The sequence below is a fragment of the Burkholderia paludis genome, assembly GCF_000732615.1.
Taxonomy (GTDB): Bacteria; Pseudomonadota; Gammaproteobacteria; order Burkholderiales; family Burkholderiaceae; genus Burkholderia; species Burkholderia paludis.
Map to the genome: position 1 here is coordinate 168,332 of NZ_JPGL01000013.1, position 26,645 is coordinate 194,976.

Here is a 26,645-nt window from a genome sequence, read left to right on the forward strand (position 1 = left end):
GGCCGGCGCCGGCGCGCCGCGGGCGGCGAAACCGGCGGCGCGCGTGCCGCGCCGGATGCCCGCCGCGCGCTAGCCGCGCGGATGGTGTTGCGCGTGCAGCGACTTCAACCGCTCGCGCGCGACGTGCGTGTAGATCTGCGTCGTCGAGATATCGCTGTGGCCGAGCAGCATCTGCACGACGCGCAGGTCGGCGCCGTGGTTCAGCAGGTGCGTCGCGAACGCATGCCGCAGCGTATGGGGCGACAGGTGCGCGCGCACGTCGGCGCGCAGCGCGTGGCGCTTGATGATGTTCCAGAACTGCTGGCGCGTCATCCCCTCGCCGCGCCCGGTCACGAACAGCGCATCGGCCGCGCGCGCGCCAAGCAGCGCGGGCCGCGCATCGCGCAGGTAGCGCTCGATCCAGCCGTGCGCCACCTCGCCGAACGGCACGAGCCGCTCCTTCGAGCCCTTGCCCATCACGCGCACGACACCCTCGTTGAGCCCGACCTCGACGGTTTTCAGCATCACGAGTTCGCTCACGCGCAGCCCGCTCGCATACATCAGCTCGAGCATCGTGCGATCGCGCAGGCCGAGCGGCGTGTCGACGTCGGGCGCACCGAGCAGCGCCTCGACCTGCGCCTCCGACAACGTCGACGGGAAGCGCACCGCCTGTTTCGCGGACGTGATCCGCAGCGTCGGATCCGCGCTCGCGCGATGCTCGCGCACGGCCCAGCCGTAATAGCGCCGGAACACCGACAGCCGCCGGTTCGACGACGTCGCCTTGCCGTCGCTGCGCGCGGCGATGTAGCCCGTCACCATCGCTTCGTCGGCCGAATCGAGCGGCGTGTCGTGCGTCGCGGCCAGCCACCGGGAAAACAGCACCAGATCGCGCCGGTACGCATCGAGCGTGTTGCGCGAGAGCCCGTGTTCGAGCCACAGCGCATCGCAAAACACGTCGATCGATGCGCGGCTCGCGAGCAGCGCGGGCGACGCGGCGGCGGTATCTTCGTCGCCGCCGGGGATCATCAATGGTTCGCTCATCGGTACGGTACGCCCTCGTGCGCCAGCAGCCAGCGCTTCACGTTCCGGTAATAGCCGTTGTCGTCATGGTTCGCGAAACCGCCGAGGCCGCCCGCCGCGACGACGCGATGGCACGGGATCACGAGCGGGAAATAGTTGGCGCCGCACGCCTGGCCGACCGCGCGCGGCGCGCTGCCGATCCGCTTGGCGACCTGGCCGTAGGTCAGCACCGTGCCGGGCGGGATATCGCTGATGGCGTCCCACACGCGATGCTGGAACGCGCTGCCGACTTCGGCGAGCGGCAGGTCGAAGCGCGCCGACGCGCGCGCGAAATAACGTTCGATCTGCGTGACCGCGCGCTTCGCGAGCGGCGAATCCGGCTCGACCGACTTCACCGATTCGGGCAGATAGACGATCTCGCGCACCACCGCGGCGTCCGTGCGGATGCCGACCTTGCCGAACGGCGCGTCGATGACTGCATTGAACATACCCTCTCCTGACCGATGGATGCGCGCGGCACCGCCGCGCGCCGACGACACTTTACGCCGCCTTCACGCGGCACGCAGCGCCCATTCGACATGCTCGCGCACGACCGGAGACGGATCGTCGGCCCGCGCGCGCAACGCGGCGACGATGCCGTCGCGCGCCTGCGGCGCGAGCCGGTTCCCGCGCAGCGCATTGCCGAGGCCGACCGCGAGATTGCGCAACCAGCTTTCATAGCCGATGCGCCGGATCGCGCTGCCCTGCATCCGCGTATCGAACGCTTCGGCGTCCCATGCGAACAGCTCGACGAGCGTCGCGCGGTCGAGGCCGTGCCGCACGTCGAAATCGGCGACGGGCGCGGCCTGCGCGAACTTGTTCCACGGGCAGACGAGCTGGCAGTCGTCGCAGCCGTACACGCGATTGCCGATCATCGGCCGCAACGGTTCGGGGATGCTGCCTTTCAGTTCGATCGTCAGGTAGGAGATGCAGCGGCGCGCGTCGACGCGGTACGGTTCGACGATCGCGCCGGTCGGACATGCGCCGATGCAGCGCGTGCAGCTTCCGCAGTGCGCGCCGGGCGTCTCGGGCGCGGTGTCGGGCGACGTTTGCGCGTCGGTCGGCAGCGGAACGTCGACGTAAATCTCGCCGAGGAAGAACAGCGAGCCCGCATCGCGCTGCAGCAGCAGCGTGTGCTTGCCGCGCCAGCCGACGCCGGCCTTCTGCGCAAGCTCGACCTCGAGCACGGGCGCGGAATCGGTAAACACGCGGTAACCGAACGCGCCGATCTCGCGCTCGATGCGCTCCGCGAGCGTCTGCAGCCGGTTGCGCAGCACCTTGTGATAGTCGCGACCGCGTGCATAGATCGACACGACGGCCGCCTGCGGATCGTCGAGCCGCGCCCGTTCGCGCGCGCGCCAGTCGTGCGGCGCGCGTGCGACGGGCTCGCCGCCCGGTGCGCCGGCGGCGAGCGTTTCGGCCGGCAGGTAGGCGAGCCGCGCGGAAATCACGCGTCGCGTACCGGCCACAAGTTCGGCCGGACGCGCGCGTTTCATCCCATGTTTCGCCATATAATCCATCTCGCCGTGGTAGCCGGCTTCCAGCCAGGCGGCGAGGCCTGCTTCGGCGTCCGAGAGATCGGTATCGCTGATGCCGATCGCCCCGAAACCCAATTCGCGCCCCCACGCCCTGATGCGCGTGGCGAGCGCACTCAACGCCGCATCGTCGAGCGCGCACGGCGCGGCGCCTTCGGCACGAGTCGAAGGCCTGTCGGATGCGGCGAGTTCCGGTAATCGGTTCATCGCACTATTTTACGAGAATGCCAGCCACGCCCAGCCAACCGCCTCATGACGCCACGCTGCCCGCCCCGTTCGCGGAGCGCGTGATCGCGCTCGCCGACGAAGCGGCGACCGAGGCCTTCGGCACCCGCTTCGCACACGCGCTCGACGCGGCGCGCACCGAGCTCGCCCGCACGCACGCGTTCGACGGGCTGCAGATCCAGCTGGTCGGCGATCTCGGTGCGGGCAAGACGTCCCTCGTGCGCGCGATCCTGCGCGGCCTCGGCCACACGGGCCGCGTGCGCAGCCCGACCTATACGCTCGTCGAGCCGTACGCGCTCGAACGCGACGATGGGGAACTCGAGGTCTATCACTTCGATCTGTATCGATTCAACGATCCGGCCGAATGGTCCGACGCAGGCTTTCGCGAGTATTTCAATTCCAGCGCGATCTGTCTCGTCGAATGGCCGCAACAGGCGGGTGCGCTGCTCGGCGTGCCCGATCTGGTCTTCTCGCTCGACGTGGATGGCGACGGCCGTGCCCTCACCGTTCGGGCGTATAGCGCTTCAGGAAAGGCATGTCTCGAAAGATGTTGATCAAACCGTTCCGTTCGATCGAATCGGCGGCCACCGCGACGCACAACTGGCGGCGCCGCCAGATCCTGTGCGCGGGCGCGTCGACACTGGTGCTCGGTCTCGTCGCGCCGCGGCTCGCGCATGCGTCGTCGGTGCTCGGCGTGCGCGTCTGGCCCGCCCGCGATTACACGCGCGTCACGATCGAATCCGACCAGCCGCTGCAGAATACCCAACAACTGCTGCAGGGTCCCGACCGTCTCGTCGTCGACCTGAACGGCCTCGATCTCGACCAGGCGCTGCGCGACCTCGTGTCGAAGATCGCGCCGAACGATCCGCAGATCCAGTCGGTACGCGTCGGCCAGTATCAGCCGCATGTCGTGCGGATGGTGTTCGACCTGAAAGGTTCGGTCAAGCCGCAGGTGTTCACGCTGCCGCCGGTCGGCGCGTACAAGTACCGGCTCGTGTTCGACCTGTATCCGGCCGTCGCGCCCGATCCGCTGACCGACCTGATTACGCAGACGGAGCGCAAGGAGCAGGCGCTCAACGACGCCGCGCGCGCGCAGCAGATGCAGCCGCCGACCGCGCTGTCCGGCCCGGGCGCACCGCTGCCGCCGCCCGCCGCGGGCGACAACAGCGACGCATTCTTCCAGCGTTTCGCGCAGAACACCCCCGCCACGCCGCACGCGCCGCCCACCGCCGCGACCCCGGCGACGCCCGCGAAGCCGGCCGTCAAGCCGCCGCCCGTCATCGCCCGCCGCGACGACAGTGACGACGACGACGACACCTACAAGTTCACCGCACCGAAATCCGGCAAGGGCGGCACCGTGCGCCTGCTGACGGTCGCGATCGATCCGGGCCACGGCGGCGAGGATCCCGGCGCGATCGGCGGCGGCGGCACGTACGAGAAGCACATCGCGCTCGACATCGCGAAGAAGCTGCGCGCGAAGATCGACGGCGCGCCGAACATGCGCGCGATGATGACGCGCGACGCCGACTTCTTCGTGCCGCTGAACGTGCGCGTGCAGAAGGCGCGCCGCGTGGGCGCCGACCTGTTCGTGTCGATCCACGCGGACGCGTTCACGACGCCGTCCGCGCGCGGCTCGTCGGTGTTCGCGCTGTCCGACCACGGCGCGACGAGCGCCGCGGCGCGCTGGATGGCGAACAAGGAAAACTCGTCCGACCTGATCGGCGGCATCAACATCAAGACGCCGGACGCGGCCGTGAACCGCGCACTGTTCGACATGTCGACGACCGCGCAGATCCGCGATTCGCTGCGCTACGGCAACTACGTGCTGAAGGAAGTCGGCGGCATCAACAAGCTGCACAAGGGCTCGGTCGAGCAGGCCGGGTTCGCGGTGCTGAAGGCGCCCGACATTCCGTCGATCCTCGTCGAGACGGCGTTCATCAGCAACCCGGACGAAGAGCGCCGGCTCAACGACGACAGCTATCGCGACGAGATGGCCGACGCGATCTTCCGCGGCATCAAGCGCTACTTCTCCGCGAACCCGCCGCTCGCGAAGAACCGGATGGCCTGACGGCTTCCCGGGCCGTTCCCGCCCCGCCGCCGGCACGCAGCGCGTGCCGGCGCGTCACGATGCCGCGAAGCGGCGCATCAGTTTCCCGCCGAACACGTTCACCGCGAGCCCGCCCATCACGAGAGCCGCGCCGATCAGCTGCGTGCGCGTGAGATGCTCGTCGAGCAGCAGCGACGCCGACGCGAGGCCGACGACCGGCACCAGCAGCGAGAACTGCGCGACCTGCGCGGCCGGGTAGCGCGACATCAGGCGGCTCCACAGCCCGTAGCCGAGCAACGTCGCGACGAACGCGAGATAGACGACCGCGAAGATCGACGCGCCGTTCAGTCCGGCGAGCGCGTCCGCGATCCGCTGCGGCCCCTCGAACCACAGCGACAGCAGGAAGAACGGCACGGGCGGCACGAGGCTGGCCCACACGACGAGAGACACGAGGTTCGCCTGGCCGACCTTCTTCGTGACGATGTTGCCGACCGCCCACATCGCGGCCGAACAGATCGTCAGCAGGAAACCCGCCAGCGTCATCGCGCGGCCGCCCTGCGCCGCGATCACGACGAGCCCGCCCGCGGCGATCGCCAGCCCGAGCAGGTTCTGCAGGCGCAGCCGCTCGCCGAGGAACAGCATCGCGAACACGAGCGTGAAGAACGCCTGCGACTGCAGCACGAGCGACGCGAGCCCGGCCGGCATGCCGACGTACATGCCCGTAAACAGGAACACGAACTGGCCGAGCTGGATCGTCGCGCCGTACAGCACCAGCAGGCGCCACGGAATCTGCGGCCGGCGCACGAAGAACACCGCGGGCACGGCCGCGAGCGTGAAGCGTAGCGCGCCGAGCAGCATCGGCGGCATGCCGTGCAGGCCGACCTTGATCACGACGAAGTTCACGCCCCACGCCAGGATCACGACCAGCGCGAGCAGCAAGTCCTTCGGGGCCATCATCGGAGTCTCCTCTTTCGTTTTTTGTCGAATCGTCGTGCGGCGCGCCGGCCGCGCGAGCGGCCTCCCCGTCGGGACGTCCGGCGGGGCGACGACCCCGGGGCGGGCGCGCTTTCGCGAAGGCGGCCAGTCTACCGGGTTTCGCCTGCGGGCCGATACCCGCGCCGCACGCATGGAATCGGCGGCGGGCGGCCAGTACAATGACCGGCATCCGCCGCCCCACAGGATCCGCCATGACCGCCTCGATCAAAGCCCTGCTGAAACCGCACGTGCGCGACATCGGCAACCTGCAGGTGCGCCGCACGTTGCCCGCGCTCGCCGCGCGCCTCGTCGGCCCGTTCATCTTCTTCGATCACATGGGGCCCGCCACGCTGCCGCCCGGCTCGGGGCTCGACGTGCGGCCGCATCCGCATATCGGCCTGGCCACCGTCACTTACCTGTTCGACGGCGCGATCCTGCACCGCGACAGTCTCGGCTCGCGGCAGGAAATCGTGCCGGGCGACGTGAACTGGATGACGGCCGGGCGCGGGATCGTCCACTCGGAACGCACCCCCGACGCGCAGCGCGAAAACGGCCACACGGTGCACGGAATCCAGACCTGGGTCGCGCTGCCGCACACGCACGAGACGACCGAACCGTCGTTCGAGCATCATCCGGCCGCGACCCTGCCGCGCCGCAATCGGGATGGCGTCGAACTGACGGTCATCGCCGGCGACGCGTTCGGACTGCGCTCGCCCGTCACGACGTTCTCGCGCACGCTGTACGTCGCCGCCGAATTCGCGGCCGGCGGCCGCGTCGAGCTCGACGCGTCGCACGAGGAGCGGGCGGTCTATGTGGTCGACGGCGATCTGGCGATCGACGGCACGCCGGTCGACGCCGAACGGATGGCCGTACTCGCGCCGGGCGCGACGGTCACGTTGACGAGCGCCGGCGGCGCCCGCGCGATGCTGCTCGGCGGCGACCGGATCGACGGCGAGCGCTTCATCGAATGGAATTTCGTCGCCAGCAGCCGCGAGGCGATCGAACACGCGAAGCAGGCGTGGACGCGCCAGGAAATGGGCAAGGTGCCCGGCGAGACCGAGTGGATTCCGCTGCCCGAAGCGAAACCGCGTTGAAAAAGGGGCACGCTGCCCCCATCCTGACGATATTCGAACCGAAGAGAACGACATGGACACCACGCTTGCCACATTCGAGAAGGACGTCATCGAGGCGTCGCTGGACACGCCCGTGCTGGTCGACTTCTGGGCCCCCTGGTGCGGCCCCTGCAAGACGCTCGGCCCGCTGCTGGAAAAGCTCGAAGGCGACTACGAAGGCCGCTGGAAGCTCGTGAAGGTCAACGTCGACGAGAATCAGGAGCTTGCCGCGCACTTCCAGACGCGCAGCATCCCGCACGTGATCGCGTTCGCCGACGGGCGCCCCGTCGACCAGTTCGTCGGCGTGCTGCCGGAAGGCCAGCTGCGCGCGTTCCTCGACCGGCTGCTGCCGGCGCCCGAGGAAGCCGAACGCCGCGCCGCGCAATACGCGCTGGCCGAGGAACGCTACGACGATGCGCGCTCGCACCTCGAAGCGGCGCTCGCGCTGAACCCCGGCTTCGACGACGCGCGCCTCGACCTGATCGAACTGCTGCTCGCGAACAACGAGATCGACGCCGCGCACGCGGAAACCGAGCGACTGTCGACGCAAACCGTGCAAGGCAACGACCCGCGCTTCCAGGCGATCAAGACCCGTTTCGACGCGCTCGAAGCCACGGCCGACTTGCCGCCGACCGACGCGCTCGAAGCGCGCATCGCCGCCAACCCGGGCGATCTCGACGCGCGCTTCGATCTCGCGCAAAGCCTGATCGCGCGGCGCGCGTACGAAGGTGCGCTGGAGCAGTTGCTGGAAATCGTGACGCGCGACCGCGCCTACGGCGACGATCTCGGCCGCCGCACGATGATCTCGGTGTTCGAGCTGGCGGGCGATCGCCCGGACCTCGTCGCCGCATGGCGGCGCAGGTTGAGCATGGCGCTCAACTGACGCGCGGCCGGCCGGGCCGCAACGGCCCGGCGGCCGATCGCCCTCTTACGCCCGGCGCACGTCGCGCGCCGCGGCATGCGCCGGCGGCCGCGCTGCGCGGCGGCTCAGCCGGCGGCCTGCGCGGCGATCGCGCGCAACGCATGCGCGGCGGCCGCGAAGCCGAAACTCGCGGTCACGCACACGCTCGAACCGAAGCCCGCGCAGTTGAGCCCCGCGACGTGCGCGGCGGCCGACGGCTCCGCGCCGTCCTCGATATCGCAGGCGGCTGCTTCCGGATAGATCAGCGGCTCGTCCGAATACACGGCGCTCACCTTGAAACGCGCCTTCGGCCCGCGCGGAAAGCCGTGCTGCTTGCGCAACTGCGCCCGCACCTTCGACAGCAGCGGATCCTGGATCGTCAATGCGAGATCGTCGATCCGGATGCGCGTCGGGTCGAGCTGGCCGCCCGCGCCGCCGACCACGACGAGCGGCTGGCGCCGGGCGACGCACCACGCGATCAGCGCCACCTTGGTGCGCACGCTGTCGATCGCGTCGATCACGTAGTCGAAGCCGCCGCCGAGCAGCGCGTCGAAGTTGTCGGGCTCGACGAAATCCTCGATCCGGTTCACGCGGCACGCGGGATCGATCAGCGCGATCCGCTCGGCCATCGCATCGACCTTCGGCTTGCCGTAATTGCCGTCGAGCGCATGGATCTGCCGGTTCGTGTTGCTTTCCGCGACGTTGTCGAGATCGATCAGCGTCAGCGTGCCGACCGCGTTGCGCGCGAGCGCCTCGGCCACCCACGACCCGACGCCGCCGATCCCGATCACCGCGACGTGCGCGCGCTCGAAAGCGGCTGCCGCCGGCGCGCCGTACAACCGCGCGACGCCGCCGAAGCGGCGCGCCCGATCCACGTCAAGCTGGATTGTCGGGGTCGGGGTAAGATCGGAAGAACGGGGCGGGGCAGCGTCGGCGGCAGACATGGCAGCAAGGAAAACGTAAGTCGAGCAGCCCTCTATTTTGCCTGAACTCCCCGCTTTCACACGCCACTGTACACGCACGTTTTCCGCGCGTTCGCTACAATGGTTCCAGATTGAAGCGTTTGCATAACATGACGACTCTCGCCGATCTCCGCATCAACTACTCACGCGCTTCGCTCGACGAAGCCGATGTCGCCCCCGACCCCTTCGCCCAGTTCGACCGCTGGTTCAAGGAGGCGCTGGCCGCCAAACTGCCCGAGCCGAACACGATGACGCTCGCGACCGTCGGCGACGACGGCCGGCCATCGGCCCGGATCGTGCTCATCAAGGGCGTCGACGAACGCGGGTTCGTCTTCTTTACCAATTACGACAGCCGCAAGGGGCGCGATCTCGCCGCGCATCCGCAGGCGGCGCTGCTGTTCTACTGGATCGAGCTCGAGCGCCAGGTGCGCATCGAAGGCCGGATCGAGAAAACCAGCGCCGAGGAAAGCGACCGCTATTTCGCGTCACGTCCGCTCGGCTCGCGCATCGGCGCCTGGGCATCGGCGCAGAGCGCCGTGATCGACAGCCGCGCGACGCTCGAAGCAAGCGAGAAGGCCGTCAGCGAACGCTACGGCGACAACCCGCCGCGCCCGCCGCACTGGGGCGGCTACCGCCTCGTGCCCGACTCGATCGAGTTCTGGCAGGGCCGCCCGTCGCGGCTGCACGACCGCCTGCTCTATACGCGCGAATCCGACGCGTCGCCGGGCTGGTCGATTTCGCGCCTGTCGCCGTAAGCGCGGCGCCGGCGCGCGCCGGTCGTGTCTCGTGTTGCATCCGGGCGCCCGCCTCGCAAGCGGCGGGCGCCGGTCAAGATACTTGGCTGTATTCGATTCAACGAACAAACGGAGAATCCAAATGTTCTGGGAAAAGAAGCTGGCACAGTGGGCGGACGAAGTACGGGCGAAAGCGAACATACCGGCACGCCTCGTGCTGTGGAACGGCGACCAGCTCGATTTCGGCACCTTCAGCGCCCCGCAGGTCACCCTGAAGGTGAACAGCGCGTCGGCATTGCCGCTGCTGCTCGAACCGAGCCTCGACAATCTCGGCGAGGCATACGTGAAGGGCAAGATCGACATCGAGGGCAAGCTGTCGGACATCATCAACATCGGCTACTCGCTCGCGCGCAGCACGGTGACGAGCGCGAGCAAGCTCGCGCGCGTGAAGCGCTACTTCAATCATTCGAAGAGCACCGACAAGAAGGCGATCCAGTATCACTACGACGTCTCGAACGCGTTCTACCAGCTGTGGCTCGACGAGAACATGGTGTACTCGTGCGCGTACTTCGAGAACGGCGACGAGGATCTGGCCACCGCGCAGATCAAGAAGATCGACCACATCCTGACCAAGATCCAGCTTCAGCCCGGCCAGCGGCTGCTCGACATCGGCTGCGGCTGGGGCGCGCTCGTGCTGCGCGCCGCGCAGAAGTTCGGCGCGCAGTGCCTCGGCGTGACGCTGTCGCAAAACCAGTTCGACCTTGCAACCGCACGCGTGAAGGCGGCGGGGCTCGAGGACAGGATCGAGATCCGCCTGCAGGATTACCGCGAGGTCGAAGGCCAGTTCGATCGCATCACGAGCGTCGGGATGTTCGAGCACGTCGGCCGCAAGAACCTGCCGCTGTATTTCTCGCGGATCCACGACCTGCTCGCCGACGACGGCGTCGCGATGAACCACGGGATCACGTCGACCGACGCGGAAAGCGGCGAGACGGCGCTCGGCGGCGGCGAGTTCATCGATCGCTACGTGTTCCCGGACGGCGAGCTGCCGCACATCAGCCTCGCGCTCGAAGCCGCGCAGCGCGGTGGGCTGGAAGCGGTTGACGTCGAAAGCCTGCGGCGGCACTATGCGCGCACGCTCGACATCTGGACGGAGAACTTCGAGGCGAAGGCCGAAGAAGCGCGCAAGCTCGTCGACGACGAGAAATTCCGCATCTGGCGCGTGTATCTCGCCGGCTGCGCGTATGCGTTCGAGCACGACGACGTGTCGATCTTCCAGATCGTGTGCCGCAAGGCCGGACGCAGCGCCAAAACGCTGCCGTGGTCGCGGCGCTATATGTACGAACACGCGCTGCCGCGCTAGGCCGCGCTTCACGCTGGGCATGCATGGGTGACGGCAGCACGCGGCGCAAGGCGCCGCCGCAACGACGACAGCACGACGACGCGAGCGGGTCGCCCGACGACGGGCAGTTCAACCTGTTCGGCGCGCCGCCCGACGACGCACGCGCGTCGCCGCCCGCACACGCCCCTGCCGACGATCGCACCACGCCCGCCGCGCGCGACGCCACAGAGCCGGCCTCCCCCGACCGCGCTGCCGACGCAGCGCCACCCGCCTCCTCCGGCCTGCTGTGGGACGAACCGTCGCCGCCGGCCGCCGCGCCGAAGCAAGGTCGCCGCAAGCGCGGCGTGCTGCCCGCACCAGTCGCACCGGACGTGGCCGCCGCCGCGGCCGGCCTGCCGCCGAACGTCCGGCTCGGCACGTCGTCGTGGTACTTCCCCGGCTGGAACGGCATCGTCTACGACGGCGATTTCGCGCAGACGAAGCTGTCGCGCGAAGGGCTCGAGGCCTACGGCGCGCATCCGCTGCTGAAGAGCGTGAGCCTCGACCGGTCGTTCTACGGGCCGCTGTCGGTCGCCGACTACCTGCGCTACGCACAGCAGGTGCCCGACGACTTCCGCTTCGTCGTCAAGGCGCCCGCCTCGGTGACCGACGCGGTGATCCGCGGCCGGCGCGGCGAGCCGTCGGGGCCGAACCCGACCTTCCTCGATGCGCCGCTCGCCACCCGCGAATTCGTGCAGCCGTGCCTCGACGGGCTCGGCCGCAAGGCCGGCGTGCTGGTGTTCCAGTTCTCGCCGCTGCCCGACTCGTTGCTCGCCCAACCGGCCGCGTTGATCGACCGGCTGGCTGCATTCTTTGCTGCGCTGCCGCCGCTGCCTGCGGACGCCGACGGCCCGCGCTATGCGATCGAGATCCGCGACGCGAGCCTGCTCACGCCGCGCTTCATCCGCGCGCTCGCCGCGCTCGGCGTGCGCTACTGCGTCGGCCTGCACGCGCGAATGCCCGACCCGCTGCGCCAGGCCGCCGCGCTCGCGCTGCTCGACGGCGACGCGCCGGGCCCGCTGATCGTGCGCTGGAGCCTGCACGGCGGCTTCAAGTACGAACAGGCGAAAGCGAAATACGAGCCGTTCGACAAGCTCGTCGACGAAGACCCGGCCACGCGCTCGGCGCTTGCCGAGCTGGCCGCGCGCTATGCGCTGGCCGGGCAGCCGGTGATCATCACGATCAACAACAAGGCGGAAGGCTCCGCGCCGCTGTCGTGCATCGCGCTCGCGCGCGAGATCGCAGCCGCGTGCGCGCAGTGGCGCGGCGAGGCGGCCTGACGCACGGTTGCGCGGCCGTTCAGGCGCTTATGCGCCGCGCAGCGACTTCAGCCGGTGCGCGAACTTCTGCCGGAATTTCGCGAGCTTCGGCCCGATCACGACCGAGCAGTAGCCCTGCCCGGGGTTACGCGCGTAGTAATTCTGGTGATAGTCCTCGGCCGGCCAGTAGTTGCCGTCGAGCGGCACGACCTGCGTGACGATCGGCTGCCCGAACACCTGCTCGCTTTCCAGCTCCCGGATCACGTCGAGCGCCGTGTCGCGCTGCGCATCCGAATGCGTGAACACGACCGACCGGTACTGCGTGCCGACGTCGTTGCCCTGCCGGTTCAGCTGGGTCGGATCGTGCGTCGCGAAAAAGATCTCGAGGATCTCGCGATAGCCGATGCGCGCCGGATCGAACGTCACGTTGACGACTTCCGCGTGGCCCGTGTCGCCTTCGCAGATGTCGCGATAGCCGGGATTGCGCGTATGGCCGCCCGCGTAGCCCGACTGAACGGCCGTCACGCCGTCGACGTCGAGAAACACGGCCTCCGTGCACCAGAAACACCCGCCTCCCAACGTCGCGGTTTCAAGCATTGCGTTCACCATGAAATCTCCCTCGTTGATGACGGCAGCCGGCACGCATGCGCCGGCGCCGCTGTTGCGCCTCGCCGCCGCCCGCCAGCGGTGCGGGATGCAGCGGCCCGTCGACAAGTATCTCACCCGCGCGCGAACCTGACAGATCGCACAGGCGCCGCGTGCGACCGGCCGCACCTTTTCTCGCCTACACTTAGCCATGCACGCGCGCGGCAGCCACCCACCCGCCGTTCAGCGCGAAGCGTCCGATGCACCCCCGCCCCAGATGCAAACATCATCCGCCGGAACATCGATATGCATGCCTTGACAGACATCGCCCGTGTCACCCGCCCGGCCGTCGCCGCCTCGCGGGCCGCCGCTTCGGCCGGGCCTTCGCCATGCCGTGCAGCCACGCCGATCCGGGCGCGGCAATCGAGCACGCCGCCTTTATCCGCTTTGACGATCTGATGCACGGCGCCGCGCGTGTCGCCGACGCGCGCGGCCGCCCGCCGATTTCCCCCGCCGGCGCGCCGGGCGCCGCGCGGCAACCACGGGTCGCACACCGGCAACGAACGGCCGTGCGGCCACGATCCGACATCATCGAGAGGGCATCACCATGAGCATGCGGCCTGACCCGACGTTTCACGCCTCGCCCGAGCTTGCGATGCAGGCACCGGCGGAGGCGTTCGCCTATACGTTGTTGCTGAGCCCCGATTTTTCCAGACCCGACGCGCTCGCCGTGATCGACGTGAAGCCCGGCTCGTCGACCTACGGCAAAATCGTGCACACGGTGACGATGCCGAACACCGGCGACGAGTTTCACCACTTCGGCTGGAATGCGTGCTCGTCGGCGCTGTCGCCGCTGACCGGCCATGCGTTCCTCGAACGCCGCTTCCTGATCATCCCCGGCCTGCGCTCGTCGCGCATCTACGTGATCGACACGAAGCCGCACCCGACGCAGGCACGCATCCACAAGATCGTCGAGCCCGACGAAATCTTCGCGAAGACCGGCTACTCGCGGCCGCACACCGTTCACTGCGGCCCGGAGGGCATCTACGTGAGCACGCTCGGCGGCGCGGGCAAGGACGGCACCGACGGCGCGCCGGGCATCTTCATCATGGATTGCGAGACCTTCGACGTGCTCGGCCGCTGGGAGATCGACCGCGGCCCGCAGGACAAGCATTACGACTTCTGGTGGAACCTGCCGCGCGACTACATGGTGTCGAGCGAATGGGCGCTGCCGCCGCAATTCGAGAACGGGATCGTCCCCGAGGACCTGCTCGCGAACAAGTACGGGCACCGGCTGCATTTCTGGGATCTGCGCGCGCGCCGCAACGTGCAGACGATCGATCTCGGCGCGCAGCACCAGATGGCGCTCGAGGTACGGCCCGCGCACGACCCGGTGCGCGAATACGGGTTCGTCGGCGTCGTGGTCGACACGACGAATCTGGAAGGCTCGATCTGGACCTGGTGGCGCGAAGACGGCAAGTTTCATGTGAAGAAAACCGCGACGATCCCGGCCGAGCCGGCCGCGGCCGACGAACTGCCGCCGCTCCTGAAAGCGTTCGGCGCCGTGCCGCCGCTCGTGACCGACATCGACCTGTCGCTCGACGACCGCTTCCTCTACGTGTCGTGCTGGGGCACCGGCGAGATGCGCCAGTACGACGTGTCGGACCCGCACAACCCGGTGCTCGCCGGATCGGTGCGGATCGGCGGCATCGTGCGCCGCGCGCCGCACACGAACGGCCGCGCGTTCGCGGGCGGCCCGCAGATGGTCGAGATCAGCCGCGACGGCCGGCGCGTGTACTGGACCAACTCGCTCTATTCGACGTGGGACGACCAGTTCTATCCGGACGGCGTGCCGGCCGCGCAGGTGCTTGCGCACGCGGGGCCGGACGGCGGGCTGACGCTCGCCGACGACTACTGGGTCGAGTTCCCCGACGGTTATCGCGCGCACCAGATCCGGCTCGAGGGCGGCGACTGTTCGACCGACTCGTTCTGCTATCCGTCGGTCAAGCGTTGAGTGCCGGCCTTCACGCCCCGTTCGCGTTGTGGGCGGCCGTGCTCGCGAGCGGGGTCTATCACGGACTCAACCCCGCGATGGGCTGGCCGCTCGCGGTGTCGAACGCGCTGATGACGCGCCGCGGCGGCGCGCTCGTCGCGGCGCTCGGCTATCTCGCGCTCGGCCACGTGCTCGCCGTCTTCGCGGTGATGCTGCCGTTCGGGCTGCTCGCGGCGCTGCTCGCGTGGCAGTCGGCGATCCGGATCGGCGCGAGCGCGCTCGTGATCGGCTTCGGCGCCATGCTGCTGATCCGGCGCAGCCATCCGCGCGCCCTCGCGCGCATCCCGCCCGCGCGGCTCGGCCTGTGGTCGTTCGCGGTGGCGCTCGCGCACGGCGCGGGGCTGATGCTGGTGCCGATCTACCTCGGGCTCTGCGGGTTCGACCCGGACGCGGGCCATCGCGCGGCGGCCATGCTGGTCGACGCGCATCTCGGCATGGCGCTCGTCGTCGCGGCCGTGCATGCGGCCGCGATGATCGCAGCCGGCGGCGGGCTCGCGTGGCTCGTGTACCGGTATCTCGGGCTGCAATTCGTGTCGCGGAGCTGGTTCAATCTCGATGCCGTGTGGGCGTCGAGCCTGATCATGACGGGCGCGCTGTCGCTCGGGCTGGCGGCCGCGCGTTAGCGCGGGGCGCGACGCGATGCGCCGGCGGGCACGACCATGACCGGCCCGGCGGTGCGTACGCGTACGGGCCGTGACGGCCGCCCCGCGCCGCCCGTCGTCGCGCACCCGGCATCGCGCCGCAGTGTTGGGTACGTCACCCTATCCCCGCAATGCGCCGTCTGGCCGGGCCCGGCGGCCCCGATTCCGCTAAAATCGGGCCATGCGCACCACTTCCCAATCGACCGCCTTGTCGCCTTTCGTCCGCCGCGCCCGTCGCACCCGCGTCACGCCGCGCCCGTCCGCCTCCTTCCGGATCGCCGCCCGATGAACCACGCCACTCCGCCGGATTTCGACTCGGCAGCCTTCCGTCAGGCGCTCGGCCAGTTCGCAACGGGCGTCACGGTGATCACGACGCGCGCGCCGTCCGGGCAACTGATCGGCATCACCGCCAGTTCGTTCAATTCGGTCTCGCTCGATCCGCCGCTCGTGCTGTGGAGCCTCGCGCACAAGTCGGCGTCGACGCCGGTGTTCCGCGGCAACAGCCATTACGTGGTGAACGTGCTCGCCGCGTCGCAGCTCGACCTGTGCAAGCGCTTCTCGACCTACAAGGGCGACCGCTTCGAAGGAATCGCGCACGCGGCCGGCAACTCGGGAATGCCCGTGCTCGACGGGGCGCTCGCCTGGTTCGAATGCCACAACCGCAGCCGCTACGACGAAGGCGACCACGTGATCTTCGTCGGCGAGGTGGAACGCTGCGGCGTGCGCGCCGTATCGGATACGACGCCGCCGCTCGTGTTCCACGGCGGCGGCTTCCACGGGCTTACACCGCTTTGATCGCTCCCGTGCGCGCCAGCCCGACCGGCGCGCCGGCTTCGTCCTTCAGCGTCTGCAGCACGATGTTCGAGCGGATGTCCATCACCCCCGGCGCCTTGTAGAGCCGGTTCAGCACGAAATCCGAATAGTGCTTGAGGTTGTGCGCGAGCACGCGCAGCAGATAGTGGCTCTCGCCGGTCACGACGAACGCGCCGACCACCTCCGGCCATTCGCGCAGCGCTTCCGCGAAGCGCTCGTGCCATTGATTTTCTTCGTTGCGCATCGATACCTGCACGAACGCCTCGAGCTCGAAGCCGAGCTTCTCGCGGCTCAGGCACGCGCGATAGTGCTCGATCACGCCCTGCTCCTCGAGCAGGCGCATGCGGCGCAGGCACGCGGATGGCGACAGCGAAATCCGTTCCGCCAGGTCGAGATTGCTGATTCTGCCCTCTTCCTGAAGTACCGCCAGAATCCGGCAGTCGGTGGCATCGAGCGTAATCGCATGCATTTTTGGTCCCCGTTTTCCCTCTGAGTCGAATTATCTGCCAATCCGGCGGATTGTCCATGTTTATTTCGCAAGCACTTTCTGCGAGCGTCCACCTATCATTCGATGGATCGACTCACCGAATCGTCATGCCATGGACACCCTCTGGGACATCTCGCCGCCTGTCAGCCCCGCCACCCCCGTGTGGCCGGGCGATACGCCGGTTTCCGTCGAACGCGTATGGCGGATGGAGGCCGGCTCGCCGGTCAACGTCGCACGCCTGACGCTGTCGCCGCACACGGGCGCGCACTGCGACGCGCCGCTGCACTACGATGCCGACGGCGCGCCGATCGGCGCCGTGCCGCTCGACACCTACCTCGGCCCGTGCCGCGTGCTGCACTGCATCGGCGCCTCGCCGGTCGTGCAGCCCGCCGACATCGAAGCCGCGCTCGCCGACGTGCCGCCGCGCGTGCTGCTGCGCACGTATGCGCGCGCCAGCGTCGAGCAGTGGGACAGCCGCTTCTGCGCGGTCGCGCCCGAGACCGTCGACCTGCTCGCCGCGCACGGCGTGACGCTGATCGGCATCGATACCCCGTCGCTCGATCCGCAGGAATCGAAGACGATGGATGCGCATCGCCGCGTGCGTGCGCACCGGATGGCAATTCTCGAGGGCATCGTGCTCGACGACGTGCCGCCCGGCGACTACGAACTGATCGCACTGCCGCTGAAGTTCACGACGCTCGACGCGAGCCCCGTGCGCGCGGTGCTGCGCGCGTTGCCCGCGCGCGCCGCCTGATTTCCCCGACCTACGACCCGACATCATGATCAAGACCCGTGAAGACGCGCTCGCGCTCGACCGCGACGACCCGCTTGCCCCGCTGCGCGAGCAATTCTCCCTGCCCGACGGCGTGATCTACCTCGACGGCAACTCGCTCGGCGCGCAGCCGCGCGCATCGGCCGCCCGCGCGCAGCAGGTGATCGGCGCCGAATGGGGCGAAGGCCTGATCCGCAGCTGGAACACGGCCGGCTGGTTCGCGCTGCCGCGCCGGCTCGGCGACAAGCTCGCCACGCTGATCGGCGGCGCCCCCGGCGAAACGGTCGTGACCGACACGATTTCGATCAACCTGTTCAAGCTGCTGTCGGCGATGGTGCGCCACCAGGCCGAGCGCGCGCCCGAGCGCCGCGTGATCGTGTCGGAGCGCTCGAACTTCCCGACCGACCTGTATATCGCGCAGGGGCTGATCGAACAGCTCGGCGGCGACTACGAACTGCGCCTGATCGACGATCCGGCCGACCTGCCCGGTGCGCTTGGCGCCGACACGGCCGTCGCGATGATCACGCACGTCAACTACCGCACCGGCTACATGCACGACATGCCGGCCGTCACGCAGCTCGTGCACGACGCAGGCGCGCTGATGCTGTGGGATCTCGCGCACTCGGCCGGCGCGGTGCCGGTCGACCTGAACGGCGCGCGCGCGGACGGCGCGGTCGGTTGCACGTACAAATACCTGAACGGCGGCCCCGGTTCGCCCGCGTTCGTGTGGGTGCCGCAGCGCCATCACGCGCATTTCTCGCAGCCGCTGTCGGGCTGGTGGGGCCACCGCGCGCCGTTCGCGATGCAGCCGGGCTTCGCGCCCGATCCGGGCATCGCGCGCTTCCTGTGCGGCACGCAGGCGATCGTGTCGATGTCGATGGTCGAATGCGGGCTCGACGTGTTCCTGCAGACCGACATGCAGGCGATCCGCCGCAAGTCGCTCGCGCTGACCGACGCGTTCGTCGCGCTCGTCGAAGCGCGCTGCGCGGGCCTGTCGCTGAAGCTCGTCACGCCGCGCGCGCATCACCAGCGCGGCTCGCAGGCGAGCTTCGAGCATCCGCACGGCTACGAGGTGATGCAGGCGCTGATCGCGCGCGGCGTGATCGGCGACTACCGCGAGCCGTATGTGCTGCGCTTCGGCTTCACGCCGCTCTATACGCGCTTTGCCGACGTGTGGGATGCCGTCGAGACGCTGCGCGACATCCTCGCCACCGACGCGTGGAAGGCGCCCGAGTTCGCCGAGCGCGGCGCGGTGACCTGACCGGCATTGCCCGGCGCACGCCGGGCCTCGTCATTCAATCCTGGAGATAGTCGTGAATTCTGGTCATATGCAGCCACCCGGCGGCGACGCGCCGGCGGGCTGCCCGTTCTCGGGCGCACGCGCCGCGCATCCGGCGCAAGCCGCCCAGGCGGCGCACGAAGCGCCGCACGTGCCCGGCGATGCCGGCTGGCACAACGCGCAGCTCGATTTCTCGAAGTCGATGAGCTACGGCGACTACCTGTCGCTGAACTCGATCCTCGACGCACAGCACCCGCTGTCGCCCGATCACAACGAGATGCTGTTCATCATCCAGCATCAGACGAGCGAGCTGTGGATGAAGCTCGCGCTGTTCGAACTGCGCGGCGCGCTCGACGCCGTGCGCTCCGACTCGCTGCCGCCCGCGTTCAAGATGCTCGCGCGCGTGTCGCGCATCCTGGAGCAACTGGTGCAGGCGTGGAGCGTGCTGTCGACGATGACGCCGTCAGAGTACTCGGCGATGCGGCCGTATCTCGGACAGTCGTCGGGCTTCCAGTCGTACCAGTATCGCCAGCTCGAATTCCTGCTCGGCAACAAGAACGTGCAGATGCTGCAGCCGCACGCGCACCGGCCCGATATCCTCGAACAGGTGCGCGCGACGCTCGAGGCGCCGTCGTTCTACGACGAAGTCGTGCGCCTGCTTGCGCGGCGCGGCTTTCCGATCGCGCCGGCGCGGCTCGAGCGCGACTGGGCGCAGCCGATGCAGCACGACGAGACGGTCGAGGCCGCCTGGCTCGAGGTGTACCGCCACCCGCAGCAGCACTGGGAACTCTACGAGATGGCCGAGGAACTCGTCGATCTCGAGGACGCATTTCGCCAGTGGCGCTTCCGTCACGTGACGACCGTCGAGCGCATCATCGGCTTCAAGCAGGGCACCGGCGGCACCAACGGCGCACCGTATCTGCGCAAGATGCTCGACGTCGTGCTGTTCCCCGAGCTCTGGCACGTGCGCACCACGCTGTAACGCGCGGCACGCCACCGCGCCCCGCCCGCCGTCACGACGACGTGCGGGCGAGCGCCTCCCCTTCGCGCGGCTGCACCGCCGCGCGCGACAGCCGCGGAATGTGCCGTCGCAGGACGAGCAGCGCGACGCACACAATCCCCATCGCCGCCGCCAGCATCGTCAGATACGCCGTGGCGCCGCCCGTGGTGATCACGACCGCCCCCGCGAACGCGCTGAGGATCGCCCCGAGCCGGCCGAACGCGAGCGCGCTCGCGGTGCCGGTCGCGCGCACGGCCGTCGGATAGATGTACGCGCAGAGCGCATACATCGTCGACTGCACCGCGTTGACGAACAGCCCGTGCAGGCCGAGCCCGACGATCAGCCAGCCCGTGTGGCGACCCGCGTCGACGCCCATCAGCCATATCGCGCTCGCCGCGCCGCCGATGCTGCACAGCGCGAGCGGCCAGCGCGACCCGGCATGCGCGATCGCCCAGGCGCACAGCAGCGCACCGATCACGCCGCCGAGGTTGTACGCGGTGAGCCCCGCGCCCGCCACCGACACGCTGAGCCCGCTCGCCGCGAGCATGGTCGGCAGCCAGCTGAATGCCGCGTACACGGCGAGCAGACACATGAAGAACGCGCACCACAGCGCGATCGTGTCGCGTGCCTGGCCGCCCGCGAACAGCGCGCCGAAGCCGCCGCGGCCGCCGGGCGAGCGCGCGTCCCTCGCATCGGTGAACACGGCGCCCGGTGCGACCGGCCGCTGCATCCTGGCGAGCAGCGCGCCGAGTTCCGGCCAGCGCGCGGGACGCCGCGCGAGATAGCGCGGCGATTCGGGCAGCGCGCGCACGAGCACGAAGCCAAGCACGAGCGGCAATGCGCCGCCCGCGAAGAACAGCCCGCGCCAGCCGTAGCGCGGCAGCACCTCGTGCGCGAACAGGCCGGCCAGCATCCCGCCGAGCGGCACGCAGACGATCGTCGCGGTCACCATCATCGTGCGGCGCCGCGCGGGCGTGTATTCGGCCGTCATCGTCGTGGCCGTCGGCAGCGCGCCGCCGATCCCGAGCCCCGCGCAGAAGCGCAGCGCCGCGATCGCCGCGACATCGGGCGCGAAGCCGATCGCGCAGGTCGCCACGCCGAACAGGAACACGCTGCCGATCACGGCCTGGCGGCGGCCGAAGCGGTCCGCGACGATCCCCGCGCACGCGCTGCCGATCCCCATCCCGATCAGCCCGGCCGCGACGGCCGGCGCGAACGCGGCGCGCGTGATGCCCCATTCGCGGATCAGCACGGGGATCGCGAAGCCGATCAACTGGCCGTCGAAGCCGTCCAGCACGATCGCGAGCGCGGCGAGCAGCACCACGCAGCGCTGCATCGTCGTGAACGGCCCGTCGTCGAGCGTCGCGCCGATGTCGACCGGCGCCGGCTGCAAAACGTCGCGCGTGCTCATGCGACCTCCCGAACGCCGCGCGCCGGCGGCAACGTGCGCGTCCGGCGCGCGGCATGACAACGGCATTCGATGGCTTTCATGGCGTCTCCAGTTGTCCGGGCTGGCGCGTGGGCGCGTGCCCCGATCTTGCGTGGCCGACCGGTGTCGAGTCCGGCCCGTCACGATCCCGCGCCGCCGACCGCACGCGGCGCGCCCGCGACGTGGGGCGGCGCCAGTCGGCCGCCGCCTCGGTACTCAGTGCGTGCGCGCGTCGATCAGCCGGACGAGCGCGAGCAGCGTCTCGGCATGCGGCACAGCGACGCCCGCTTCGCGTGCGGCCGCCACTACCTTGCCGCTGATCGCGTCGATTTCCGTGCGGCGGCCCGCAAGCACGTCCTGCAGCATCGACGGACGATGGCCGCGATGCGCGTGGATCGCGTGTTCGACGTTGCGCGCGATGCGCTCGCCATCGACCGCGATGCCCTTCGCGCGGGCGACGGCTGCCGTCTCGGCCGCGATCGCGAGCGCGAGCCGCGGCCCGTCGGGGTGGTTGCCGAGCTGGTCGACCGTGCAGCCCGTCGCCGCACACAGCGTGTTGAGCGCCGCGTTGAACGCGACCTTCTCCCAGATCGCCGCCCACACGTCGGCGTCGAGCGTGCACGCGAGCCCCGCACGCGACAGCGCATCGGCCACGGCCGCCGCGATCGGGCGCGCCGCGCCGTCGGCCGTCATCATGCGGATCGTGCCCGCGCCGTGCGAGCGCACGTGCGCGGGCCCGGCCGCATCGGCCGGCCACGTCGTCACGCCGACCAGGATGCGTTCGAGCGGCACGAACGCATTCAGCGTCTCGACGTTGCCGAGCCCGTTCTGCAGCGTCAGCACGGTCGTGTCCGGGCTCAGCAGCGCGCGCACGCCGTCGAGCGCGGTACGCGTGTGCAGGGATTTCGTGAACACGATCAGCAGGTCGAACGGCGTGCCGGACGCCGCCGCATTCGCCGCATTCGCGGCTTCCGGCCGCACGGCCTGCAGCGCGCGGACGCGCCGTTCGCCGCGATCGTCGTCGATCCGTAGTCCGTCGCGCCGGATCGCCTCGAGATGCGCGTCGTTCACGTCGATCAGCGTGACGGCTTCGCCGCTTTCGGCCAGCAGCCCGCCGAACAGCGAACCCATCGCGCCCGCCCCCAGAATCGCGATTCTCATCGTCGGCAGCCTCGTCAGAACGGATAGTGGCGCGGCGCGGTCTGCACGGTGATCCAGCGCAGGTCCGTGAACGCCGCGATGCCGGCCTTGCCGCCGAACTGCCCGAAGCCGCTGTCCTTCACGCCGCCGAACGGCATCTGCGCCTCGTCGTGCACGGTCGGGCCGTTCACGTGGCAGATGCCCGATTCGATGCGCGCCGCGACCCGCAGCGCACGCGCGACATCGCGACTGAACACGGCCGACGACAGCCCGAATGCGTTGTCGTTCGCGCAGCGGATCGCGGCCTCCTCGCCGTCGACACGCACGATGCCCTTCACCGGGCCGAACGACTCCTCGGCATGGATGCGCATCGCCGGCGTCACGCGGTCGAGCAGCGTCGCGGGAAACAGCGTGCTGTCGGCCTTGCCGCCGCACAACAGCGTCGCGCCGTGCGCGAGCGCATCGTCGATCAGCGCGTTGCAGCGCTCGACCGCCTTCATGTCGATCAGCGAGCCGAGCACGACGGGCCCGTCGCGCGGGTCGCCGAGCGGCAGCGATGCGGCCTTGTCGGCGAGCTTCGCGACGAACGCATCGGCAATCGCTTCGTCGACGACGATGCGCTCGGTCGACATGCAGATCTGCCCGGAATTCGCAAACGCGCCGAACGCGGCGGCCGCGACCGCCGCGTCGATGTCGGCGTCGTCGAGCACGACGAACGGCGCCTTGCCGCCGAGTTCGAGCACCGACGGCTTCAGGTGACGCGCGCACGCTTCGGCGACGATCCGGCCGACCCGCGTCGAGCCCGTGAAATTCACGCGGCGCACGGCCGGATGCGCGATCAGCGCATCGACGATCGCGCCGGCGTCCTCGGGCGCGTTCGTCACGAAATTGACGACACCCGGCGGCAGCCCGGCCTCCTGCAACGCCTCGACGATCAGCCCGTGCGTGACCGGACACAGCTCCGAACCCTTCAGCACGACCGTGTTGCCGCACGCGAGCGGCAGCGCGAGCGCACGCGTCGCGAGGATCACCGGCGCGTTCCACGGCGCGATGCCGAGCACGACGCCGGCCGGTTGCCGCACCCCCATCGCGAGCGAACCGGGCACGTCGGATGGAATCAGCTCGCCGCCGACCTGCGTCGTCAGCGACGCGGCCTCGACGAGCCCGCTCGCGGCCAGGTGCACGTTGAAGCCGGCCCAAAGCGCGGATGCGCCCGTCTCGGCCGCCATCGCAGCGACGAACTGCTCGTGCTTCGCTTCGAGCGCGGCGGCCGCCTTCAGCAGCAACGCGCGCCGCGCACCGGGGCCGAGCGCGGCCCAGCCGGGAAACGCGCGTGCGGCCGCGTCGGCCGCCGCACGCGCATCGTCGACGGTGCACGCGGGCGCCTCGGACGCGACTTCGCCGTCGAGCGGGTTGCGGCGCACGAAGGTCGCGCCGCCGGACGCGTGGCGGCGTTCGCCGCCGATCAGCATCGATACGGTTTGCATGAATTCTCCCGAAAGACGCGCGCGGCGCGTCAGGCAACCTCGACTTCGACGACGACCGGCGTCACGGCGCGCAGCGCGTCGGCAAGCGTGTCGCGCAACTGCGCCGCATCGGTCACGCGCACGCCGCGGCAGCCCATCCCTTGCGCGAGCGCGACGAAATCCAGGTTCGGCAGATCGGTGCCCTGCACGGGGTCGTCCGGCCCGAAGCCGAACACCGGCGCGAAATCCTGCAGCGCCGCGTAACGCCGATTGTTCAGGATCACGAACGTGATCGGCAGCTTCAGCTGCGCGGCACTCCACAACGCCTGGATCGAATACAGGCTCGAACCGTCGCCGATCAGCCCGATCACGCGCCGGCCGGGCTGCGCGAGCGCCACGCCGACGGCGGCCGGCATCCCGTAGCCGAGCCCGCCGCTGTCCATCGTGTAGAACGTGCCGCTGCGCGTGAACGGCAGATGCGCCTGCATCACCGGCCGCGCGCTCGGCGCCTCCTCGACGACGATGTCCTGCGCGTCGCGCGCGTCGGCGAGCGTCTGCAGCACGAATGCGACGGACAGGCGCTCCCCGGCGGCCGGCGCGGCGACGCGTTCGCGCGGCGGGCGCGGCGCGGGCAGCGCCCGCTCGGGCGGCGCCGGACGCGCCAGCAGATCGCGCGCCGCGAGCCGCAGGTTGCCGACGACCGCGTCGCCCGACGGCGTCCATGCGGCGACGCCCGGATCGTCGACGAGTTGCACGAGCACGGCGCCCGGCGGCACGTGCGGGCCGAAGCCTTCGATGTGATAGGTGAACGCGGGAGCGCCGAACGCGAACACGAGGTCGTGCCCGTCCAGCCGCGCGACGATCTTCTCGCGGATCGCGGGCAGGAAACCGGCGAACAACGGGTGATCCTCGGGGAAGCTGCAGCGCCCCGACATCGGCGCGACGTACACGCTGGCGCGATGCCGCTCGGCAAGGCGCACCACGTCGTCCCACGCACCGGCGCGATCGACGGCCGCGCCAACCACGAGCGCGGGACGCCGCGCGGCGTCGAGTGCGTCGCCGAGCCGCGCGAGCGCGTCGGGGTCGGGCCGCACGACGCAGCTCACGTCGCGCCGCGGCAGCAACTCGGCCGGCTGGTCCCAGTCGTCGACCGGGATCGACACGAACACCGGCCCGCGCGGCTCCTGCATCGCAATGCGGTACGCGCGGGCGATCGCGGCCGGCACGTCCTGCGCACGCGCGGGCTCGATGCTCCATTTCACGTACGGCTTCGGCAGCTCGGCGGCCTGCGTCGCGCCGAGGAACGGATCGTACGGCAGGATCGCGCGCGCCTGCTGGCCCGCGGTGACGATCAGCGGCGTGCGGTTCCGGTACGCGGTAAACAGGTTGCCCATCGCATTGCCGACACCGGCCGCCGAATGCAGGTTGACGACCGCCGCGTTGCCGGTCGCCTGCGCATGGCCGTCGGCCATTCCGACCACGACGGCCTCGTGCAGGCCGAGCACGTAGCGGAAATCGGCCGGGAAATCGCGGAACATCGGCAGCTCGGTCGAACCCGGATTGCCGAACACGCGGTCGATGCCGAACTGGCGAAGCAGGTCGATCACCGCATCGCGAACGGTGATCGATGCGGCGGAAGGGGGCGGGTGGCCGGACATGCTCGGGTGTCTCCTCGTTGGCTTGGCGGTTTCCACAGTATCGAAGTGCGAGCCATTCTCGGATACTGTATTTTTTGCGATAAGCCATTACGTTCCGGCATGACTTTCGATCTCCGACAATTGCGCGCATTCACGACGATCGTCGCGTGCGGCAGCCTCGGGCGCGCGGCCGACGCGCTGCACGTGACGCAACCGGCGTTGAGCCGGATCCTGAAGCGGCTCGAGGACCAGGTCGGCGCGCCGTTGTTCGAACGCCATTCGAAGGGCGTGCAGCTCACCGCGTTCGGCGAGGCGCTGCTGCCGCACGCAACGCTGCTGCAGCACGAGGCCGAGCACGCGCGCGAGGAGCTCGACGCGATGCGCGGCTTCGCGAAGGGCACGATCAAGGTCGGCACGGTGGGCAGCATCGCGAGCCTCGTGCTGCCGGTCGCGGTCGGCCGCGTGCTCGATCGCTGGCCGAACCTGCGCGTCGAGATCATCGAGGGCGTGTGGGACCGGCTCGCGGAAGGGCTGCACAAGCACGAGATCGATCTCGCACTGTCCGCGCACGGGCCCGACACCGACGAGATCGTCGCGATTCCCGAGTGCCGCTGGGAAGACCGCAGCCATATCGTTGCGGCGCCGCATCATCCGTTGCGCGCGCTCGGCCGCGCGCCGACGCTGGCTGACACGCGGCAGGCGCGCTGGGCGATTCCGCCGCGCGGCACCGCGCCGTTCGACCACATGCGCGCGACCTTCGACGCGCACGGCATCGCGCTGCCCGACATCGCGGTCGAGACACGCTCGGTCACGACGCTGAAGAGCCTCGTCGCGCATGCGGGGTTCCTCAGCTGGATGGCCGAGCCGATGTACGGCGCCGAGCAGCGCGCCGGCACGATCGATACGCTGCCCGTGCGCGAGGTCGTCGCGGTGCGCACCCTCACCGCGTTCCGGCGCCGCCACGGCATCCTGCCGGGGCCGGCCGGCAAGCTGCTCGACGAACTCGTCGCGCTGACGCGCGAGGGGCGCTGACGGCGCGACCCGATCCACCGCCCGCCCCCGCCCCCCCCCCCCCCCGCGCCGCCCCCGCGCCGCCCCGCAATGCCGGTTCCCCCCCCTCGCTTTCGCCCCCCCCGATACCATCATTCGCTCACCTAAAGAGCCAATCGACCTT

At 69.9% G+C, this 26,645-nt stretch carries 26 protein-coding genes; 15 read left to right on the forward strand and 11 right to left on the reverse strand.

Going from position 1 to position 26,645, the window contains the following annotated elements:
- Positions 1-69 precede the first annotated feature (69 nt).
- From xerD to queG, 3 genes are all read right to left on the reverse strand, one after another.
- Positions 70-1,020, reverse strand: coding sequence for a site-specific tyrosine recombinase XerD (xerD, locus tag GQ56_RS0110045; protein ID WP_031398532.1), 951 nt, complete (start codon positions 1,018-1,020; stop codon positions 70-72).
- On the reverse strand, positions 1,017-1,487 hold the full coding sequence (locus tag GQ56_RS0110050) for a methylated-DNA--[protein]-cysteine S-methyltransferase (RefSeq protein ID WP_031398533.1): 471 nt from the start codon (positions 1,485-1,487) through the stop codon (positions 1,017-1,019). Before GQ56_RS0110050 ends, xerD begins: the two co-directional genes overlap by 4 nt.
- 63 nt (positions 1,488-1,550) lie before the next feature.
- On the reverse strand, positions 1,551-2,780 hold the full coding sequence (gene queG / locus GQ56_RS0110055; RefSeq protein ID WP_031398534.1) for a tRNA epoxyqueuosine(34) reductase QueG: 1,230 nt from the start codon (positions 2,778-2,780) through the stop codon (positions 1,551-1,553).
- A 17-nt stretch (positions 2,781-2,797) separates the two neighbouring features.
- On the opposite strand from queG, the gene tsaE reads away from it, so the two are divergent.
- Together tsaE and GQ56_RS0110065 are read left to right on the forward strand one after the other, a co-directional pair.
- Positions 2,798-3,352, forward strand: a complete 555-nt coding sequence (gene tsaE / locus GQ56_RS0110060) for a tRNA (adenosine(37)-N6)-threonylcarbamoyltransferase complex ATPase subunit type 1 TsaE (RefSeq protein ID WP_031398535.1) — start codon at positions 2,798-2,800, stop codon at positions 3,350-3,352.
- The gene (locus GQ56_RS0110065) at positions 3,334-4,866 is read left to right on the forward strand and encodes an N-acetylmuramoyl-L-alanine amidase (RefSeq protein WP_031398536.1); all 1,533 of its coding nucleotides are present in this window, start codon (positions 3,334-3,336) and stop codon (positions 4,864-4,866) included. Before tsaE ends, GQ56_RS0110065 begins: the two co-directional genes overlap by 19 nt.
- 54 nt (positions 4,867-4,920) lie before the next feature.
- On the opposite strand, the gene GQ56_RS0110070 is transcribed toward GQ56_RS0110065, so the two are convergent.
- Positions 4,921-5,799 (reverse strand): EamA family transporter, encoded by an 879-nt coding sequence (locus tag GQ56_RS0110070; protein WP_031398537.1) that lies wholly within the window; start codon positions 5,797-5,799, stop codon positions 4,921-4,923.
- A gap of 233 nt (positions 5,800-6,032) precedes the next feature.
- Here GQ56_RS0110070 and GQ56_RS0110075 point away from each other — a divergent pair, with 233 nt between their 5' ends.
- Both GQ56_RS0110075 and trxA read left to right on the forward strand, forming a co-directional pair.
- Positions 6,033-6,914, forward strand: a complete 882-nt coding sequence (locus tag GQ56_RS0110075; RefSeq protein ID WP_031398538.1) for a pirin family protein — start codon at positions 6,033-6,035, stop codon at positions 6,912-6,914.
- 52 nt (positions 6,915-6,966) lie between these two features.
- Positions 6,967-7,815 (forward strand): thioredoxin, encoded by an 849-nt coding sequence (trxA, locus tag GQ56_RS0110080; protein ID WP_031398539.1) that lies wholly within the window; start codon positions 6,967-6,969, stop codon positions 7,813-7,815.
- 104 nt (positions 7,816-7,919) lie between these two features.
- Here the strand turns inward: trxA and GQ56_RS0110085 are convergent, their stop codons facing one another.
- On the reverse strand, positions 7,920-8,777 hold the full coding sequence (locus tag GQ56_RS0110085) for a tRNA threonylcarbamoyladenosine dehydratase (RefSeq protein ID WP_031398540.1): 858 nt from the start codon (positions 8,775-8,777) through the stop codon (positions 7,920-7,922).
- Between the two features lie 128 nt (positions 8,778-8,905).
- Here GQ56_RS0110085 and pdxH point away from each other — a divergent pair, with 128 nt between their 5' ends.
- The 3 genes from pdxH (at position 8,906) to GQ56_RS0110100 (ending at position 12,190) form a co-directional block, all read left to right on the forward strand.
- Positions 8,906-9,550 (forward strand): pyridoxamine 5'-phosphate oxidase, encoded by a 645-nt coding sequence (gene pdxH, locus GQ56_RS0110090; RefSeq protein ID WP_031398541.1) that lies wholly within the window; start codon positions 8,906-8,908, stop codon positions 9,548-9,550.
- A 121-nt stretch (positions 9,551-9,671) separates the two neighbouring features.
- Positions 9,672-10,892, forward strand: coding sequence for an SAM-dependent methyltransferase (locus GQ56_RS0110095; RefSeq protein WP_031398542.1), 1,221 nt, complete (start codon positions 9,672-9,674; stop codon positions 10,890-10,892).
- A gap of 23 nt (positions 10,893-10,915) precedes the next feature.
- The gene (locus GQ56_RS0110100) at positions 10,916-12,190 is read left to right on the forward strand and encodes a DUF72 domain-containing protein (RefSeq protein ID WP_031398543.1); all 1,275 of its coding nucleotides are present in this window, start codon (positions 10,916-10,918) and stop codon (positions 12,188-12,190) included.
- A gap of 27 nt (positions 12,191-12,217) precedes the next feature.
- Here GQ56_RS0110100 and msrA read toward each other — a convergent pair whose 3' ends face one another.
- Positions 12,218-12,778 carry a peptide-methionine (S)-S-oxide reductase MsrA gene (msrA, locus tag GQ56_RS0110105; protein ID WP_031398544.1) on the reverse strand — a complete coding sequence of 187 codons (561 nt, stop codon included), beginning with the start codon at positions 12,776-12,778 and terminating at the stop codon, positions 12,218-12,220.
- On the opposite strand from msrA, the gene GQ56_RS46905 reads away from it, so the two are divergent.
- From GQ56_RS46905 to GQ56_RS0110125, 4 genes are all read left to right on the forward strand, one after another.
- Positions 12,777-12,908, forward strand: a complete 132-nt coding sequence (locus tag GQ56_RS46905) for a hypothetical protein (protein ID WP_265183110.1) — start codon at positions 12,777-12,779, stop codon at positions 12,906-12,908. The two genes, msrA and GQ56_RS46905, sit on opposite strands and share 2 nt — an antisense overlap.
- A 453-nt stretch (positions 12,909-13,361) precedes the next feature.
- Positions 13,362-14,768, forward strand: coding sequence for a selenium-binding protein SBP56-related protein (locus GQ56_RS0110115; RefSeq protein ID WP_031398545.1), 1,407 nt, complete (start codon positions 13,362-13,364; stop codon positions 14,766-14,768).
- Positions 14,765-15,430, forward strand: a complete 666-nt coding sequence (locus GQ56_RS0110120; protein WP_031398546.1) for a hypothetical protein — start codon at positions 14,765-14,767, stop codon at positions 15,428-15,430. The genes GQ56_RS0110115 and GQ56_RS0110120 overlap by 4 nt, the downstream gene beginning before the upstream one ends.
- A 303-nt stretch (positions 15,431-15,733) precedes the next feature.
- Positions 15,734-16,243: a flavin reductase family protein gene (locus GQ56_RS0110125; RefSeq protein ID WP_031398547.1), complete on the forward strand. Its 510-nt coding sequence runs from the start codon at positions 15,734-15,736 to the stop codon at positions 16,241-16,243.
- Here GQ56_RS0110125 and GQ56_RS0110130 read toward each other — a convergent pair.
- Complete coding sequence (locus GQ56_RS0110130) at positions 16,230-16,730, reverse strand: Lrp/AsnC family transcriptional regulator (RefSeq protein WP_006477992.1); 501 nt, start codon at positions 16,728-16,730, stop codon at positions 16,230-16,232. The genes GQ56_RS0110125 and GQ56_RS0110130 overlap by 14 nt on opposite strands.
- A gap of 130 nt (positions 16,731-16,860) precedes the next feature.
- Here GQ56_RS0110130 and kynB point away from each other — a divergent pair, with 130 nt between their 5' ends.
- The 3 genes from kynB (at position 16,861) to kynA (ending at position 19,781) form a co-directional block, all read left to right on the forward strand.
- Entirely contained in the window at positions 16,861-17,502 is a 642-nt protein-coding gene (kynB, locus tag GQ56_RS0110135; RefSeq protein WP_031398548.1) for an arylformamidase, read from the forward strand.
- 25 nt (positions 17,503-17,527) lie between these two features.
- Positions 17,528-18,781 (forward strand): kynureninase, encoded by a 1,254-nt coding sequence (kynU, locus tag GQ56_RS0110140; protein WP_034199834.1) that lies wholly within the window; start codon positions 17,528-17,530, stop codon positions 18,779-18,781.
- A 67-nt stretch (positions 18,782-18,848) separates the two neighbouring features.
- Positions 18,849-19,781, forward strand: a complete 933-nt coding sequence (gene kynA, locus GQ56_RS0110145; protein WP_031398550.1) for a tryptophan 2,3-dioxygenase — start codon at positions 18,849-18,851, stop codon at positions 19,779-19,781.
- A gap of 31 nt (positions 19,782-19,812) precedes the next feature.
- On the opposite strand, the gene GQ56_RS0110150 is transcribed toward kynA, so the two are convergent.
- The 4 genes from GQ56_RS0110150 to mdlC form a co-directional block, all read right to left on the reverse strand.
- Complete coding sequence (locus GQ56_RS0110150) at positions 19,813-21,210, reverse strand: MFS transporter (RefSeq protein WP_031398551.1); 1,398 nt, start codon at positions 21,208-21,210, stop codon at positions 19,813-19,815.
- Between the two features lie 234 nt (positions 21,211-21,444).
- A complete protein-coding gene (locus GQ56_RS0110155) occupies positions 21,445-22,389 on the reverse strand; it encodes a ketopantoate reductase family protein (protein ID WP_031398552.1) in 945 nt (314 codons plus the stop codon).
- A gap of 14 nt (positions 22,390-22,403) precedes the next feature.
- Positions 22,404-23,855 (reverse strand): aldehyde dehydrogenase, encoded by a 1,452-nt coding sequence (locus tag GQ56_RS0110160; RefSeq protein WP_031398553.1) that lies wholly within the window; start codon positions 23,853-23,855, stop codon positions 22,404-22,406.
- A gap of 29 nt (positions 23,856-23,884) precedes the next feature.
- On the reverse strand, positions 23,885-25,492 hold the full coding sequence (mdlC, locus tag GQ56_RS0110165) for a benzoylformate decarboxylase (protein WP_031398554.1): 1,608 nt from the start codon (positions 25,490-25,492) through the stop codon (positions 23,885-23,887).
- A 99-nt stretch (positions 25,493-25,591) separates the two neighbouring features.
- Between mdlC and GQ56_RS0110170 the strand changes: the two genes are divergently transcribed.
- Positions 25,592-26,503, forward strand: coding sequence for a LysR family transcriptional regulator (locus GQ56_RS0110170; protein ID WP_031398555.1), 912 nt, complete (start codon positions 25,592-25,594; stop codon positions 26,501-26,503).
- Positions 26,504-26,645 lie beyond the last annotated feature (142 nt).

Bases quoted from the DNA above. Each gene is read 5' to 3' on its own strand.
- xerD (WP_031398532.1), bottom strand. From the start codon at position 1,020: ATGAGCGAACCATTGATGATCCCCGGCGGCGACGAAGATACCGCCGCC.
- GQ56_RS0110050 (WP_031398533.1), bottom strand. From the start codon at position 1,487: ATGTTCAATGCAGTCATCGACGCGCCGTTCGGCAAGGTCGGCATCCGC.
- queG (WP_031398534.1), bottom strand. From the start codon at position 2,780: ATGAACCGATTACCGGAACTCGCCGCATCCGACAGGCCTTCGACTCGT.
- tsaE (WP_031398535.1), top strand. From the start codon at position 2,798: ATGCCAGCCACGCCCAGCCAACCGCCTCATGACGCCACGCTGCCCGCC.
- GQ56_RS0110065 (WP_031398536.1), top strand. From the start codon at position 3,334: ATGTCTCGAAAGATGTTGATCAAACCGTTCCGTTCGATCGAATCGGCG.
- GQ56_RS0110070 (WP_031398537.1), bottom strand. From the start codon at position 5,799: ATGGCCCCGAAGGACTTGCTGCTCGCGCTGGTCGTGATCCTGGCGTGG.
- GQ56_RS0110075 (WP_031398538.1), top strand. From the start codon at position 6,033: ATGACCGCCTCGATCAAAGCCCTGCTGAAACCGCACGTGCGCGACATC.
- trxA (WP_031398539.1), top strand. From the start codon at position 6,967: ATGGACACCACGCTTGCCACATTCGAGAAGGACGTCATCGAGGCGTCG.
- GQ56_RS0110085 (WP_031398540.1), bottom strand. From the start codon at position 8,777: ATGTCTGCCGCCGACGCTGCCCCGCCCCGTTCTTCCGATCTTACCCCG.
- pdxH (WP_031398541.1), top strand. From the start codon at position 8,906: ATGACGACTCTCGCCGATCTCCGCATCAACTACTCACGCGCTTCGCTC.
- GQ56_RS0110095 (WP_031398542.1), top strand. From the start codon at position 9,672: ATGTTCTGGGAAAAGAAGCTGGCACAGTGGGCGGACGAAGTACGGGCG.
- GQ56_RS0110100 (WP_031398543.1), top strand. From the start codon at position 10,916: ATGGGTGACGGCAGCACGCGGCGCAAGGCGCCGCCGCAACGACGACAG.
- GQ56_RS46905 (WP_265183110.1), top strand. From the start codon at position 12,777: ATGAAATCTCCCTCGTTGATGACGGCAGCCGGCACGCATGCGCCGGCG.
- msrA (WP_031398544.1), bottom strand. From the start codon at position 12,778: ATGGTGAACGCAATGCTTGAAACCGCGACGTTGGGAGGCGGGTGTTTC.
- GQ56_RS0110115 (WP_031398545.1), top strand. From the start codon at position 13,362: ATGAGCATGCGGCCTGACCCGACGTTTCACGCCTCGCCCGAGCTTGCG.
- GQ56_RS0110125 (WP_031398547.1), top strand. From the start codon at position 15,734: ATGAACCACGCCACTCCGCCGGATTTCGACTCGGCAGCCTTCCGTCAG.
- GQ56_RS0110130 (WP_006477992.1), bottom strand. From the start codon at position 16,730: ATGCATGCGATTACGCTCGATGCCACCGACTGCCGGATTCTGGCGGTA.
- kynB (WP_031398548.1), top strand. From the start codon at position 16,861: ATGGACACCCTCTGGGACATCTCGCCGCCTGTCAGCCCCGCCACCCCC.
- kynU (WP_034199834.1), top strand. From the start codon at position 17,528: ATGATCAAGACCCGTGAAGACGCGCTCGCGCTCGACCGCGACGACCCG.
- kynA (WP_031398550.1), top strand. From the start codon at position 18,849: ATGCAGCCACCCGGCGGCGACGCGCCGGCGGGCTGCCCGTTCTCGGGC.
- GQ56_RS0110150 (WP_031398551.1), bottom strand. From the start codon at position 21,210: ATGAGCACGCGCGACGTTTTGCAGCCGGCGCCGGTCGACATCGGCGCG.
- GQ56_RS0110155 (WP_031398552.1), bottom strand. From the start codon at position 22,389: ATGAGAATCGCGATTCTGGGGGCGGGCGCGATGGGTTCGCTGTTCGGC.
- GQ56_RS0110160 (WP_031398553.1), bottom strand. From the start codon at position 23,855: ATGCAAACCGTATCGATGCTGATCGGCGGCGAACGCCGCCACGCGTCC.
- mdlC (WP_031398554.1), bottom strand. From the start codon at position 25,492: ATGTCCGGCCACCCGCCCCCTTCCGCCGCATCGATCACCGTTCGCGAT.
- GQ56_RS0110170 (WP_031398555.1), top strand. From the start codon at position 25,592: ATGACTTTCGATCTCCGACAATTGCGCGCATTCACGACGATCGTCGCG.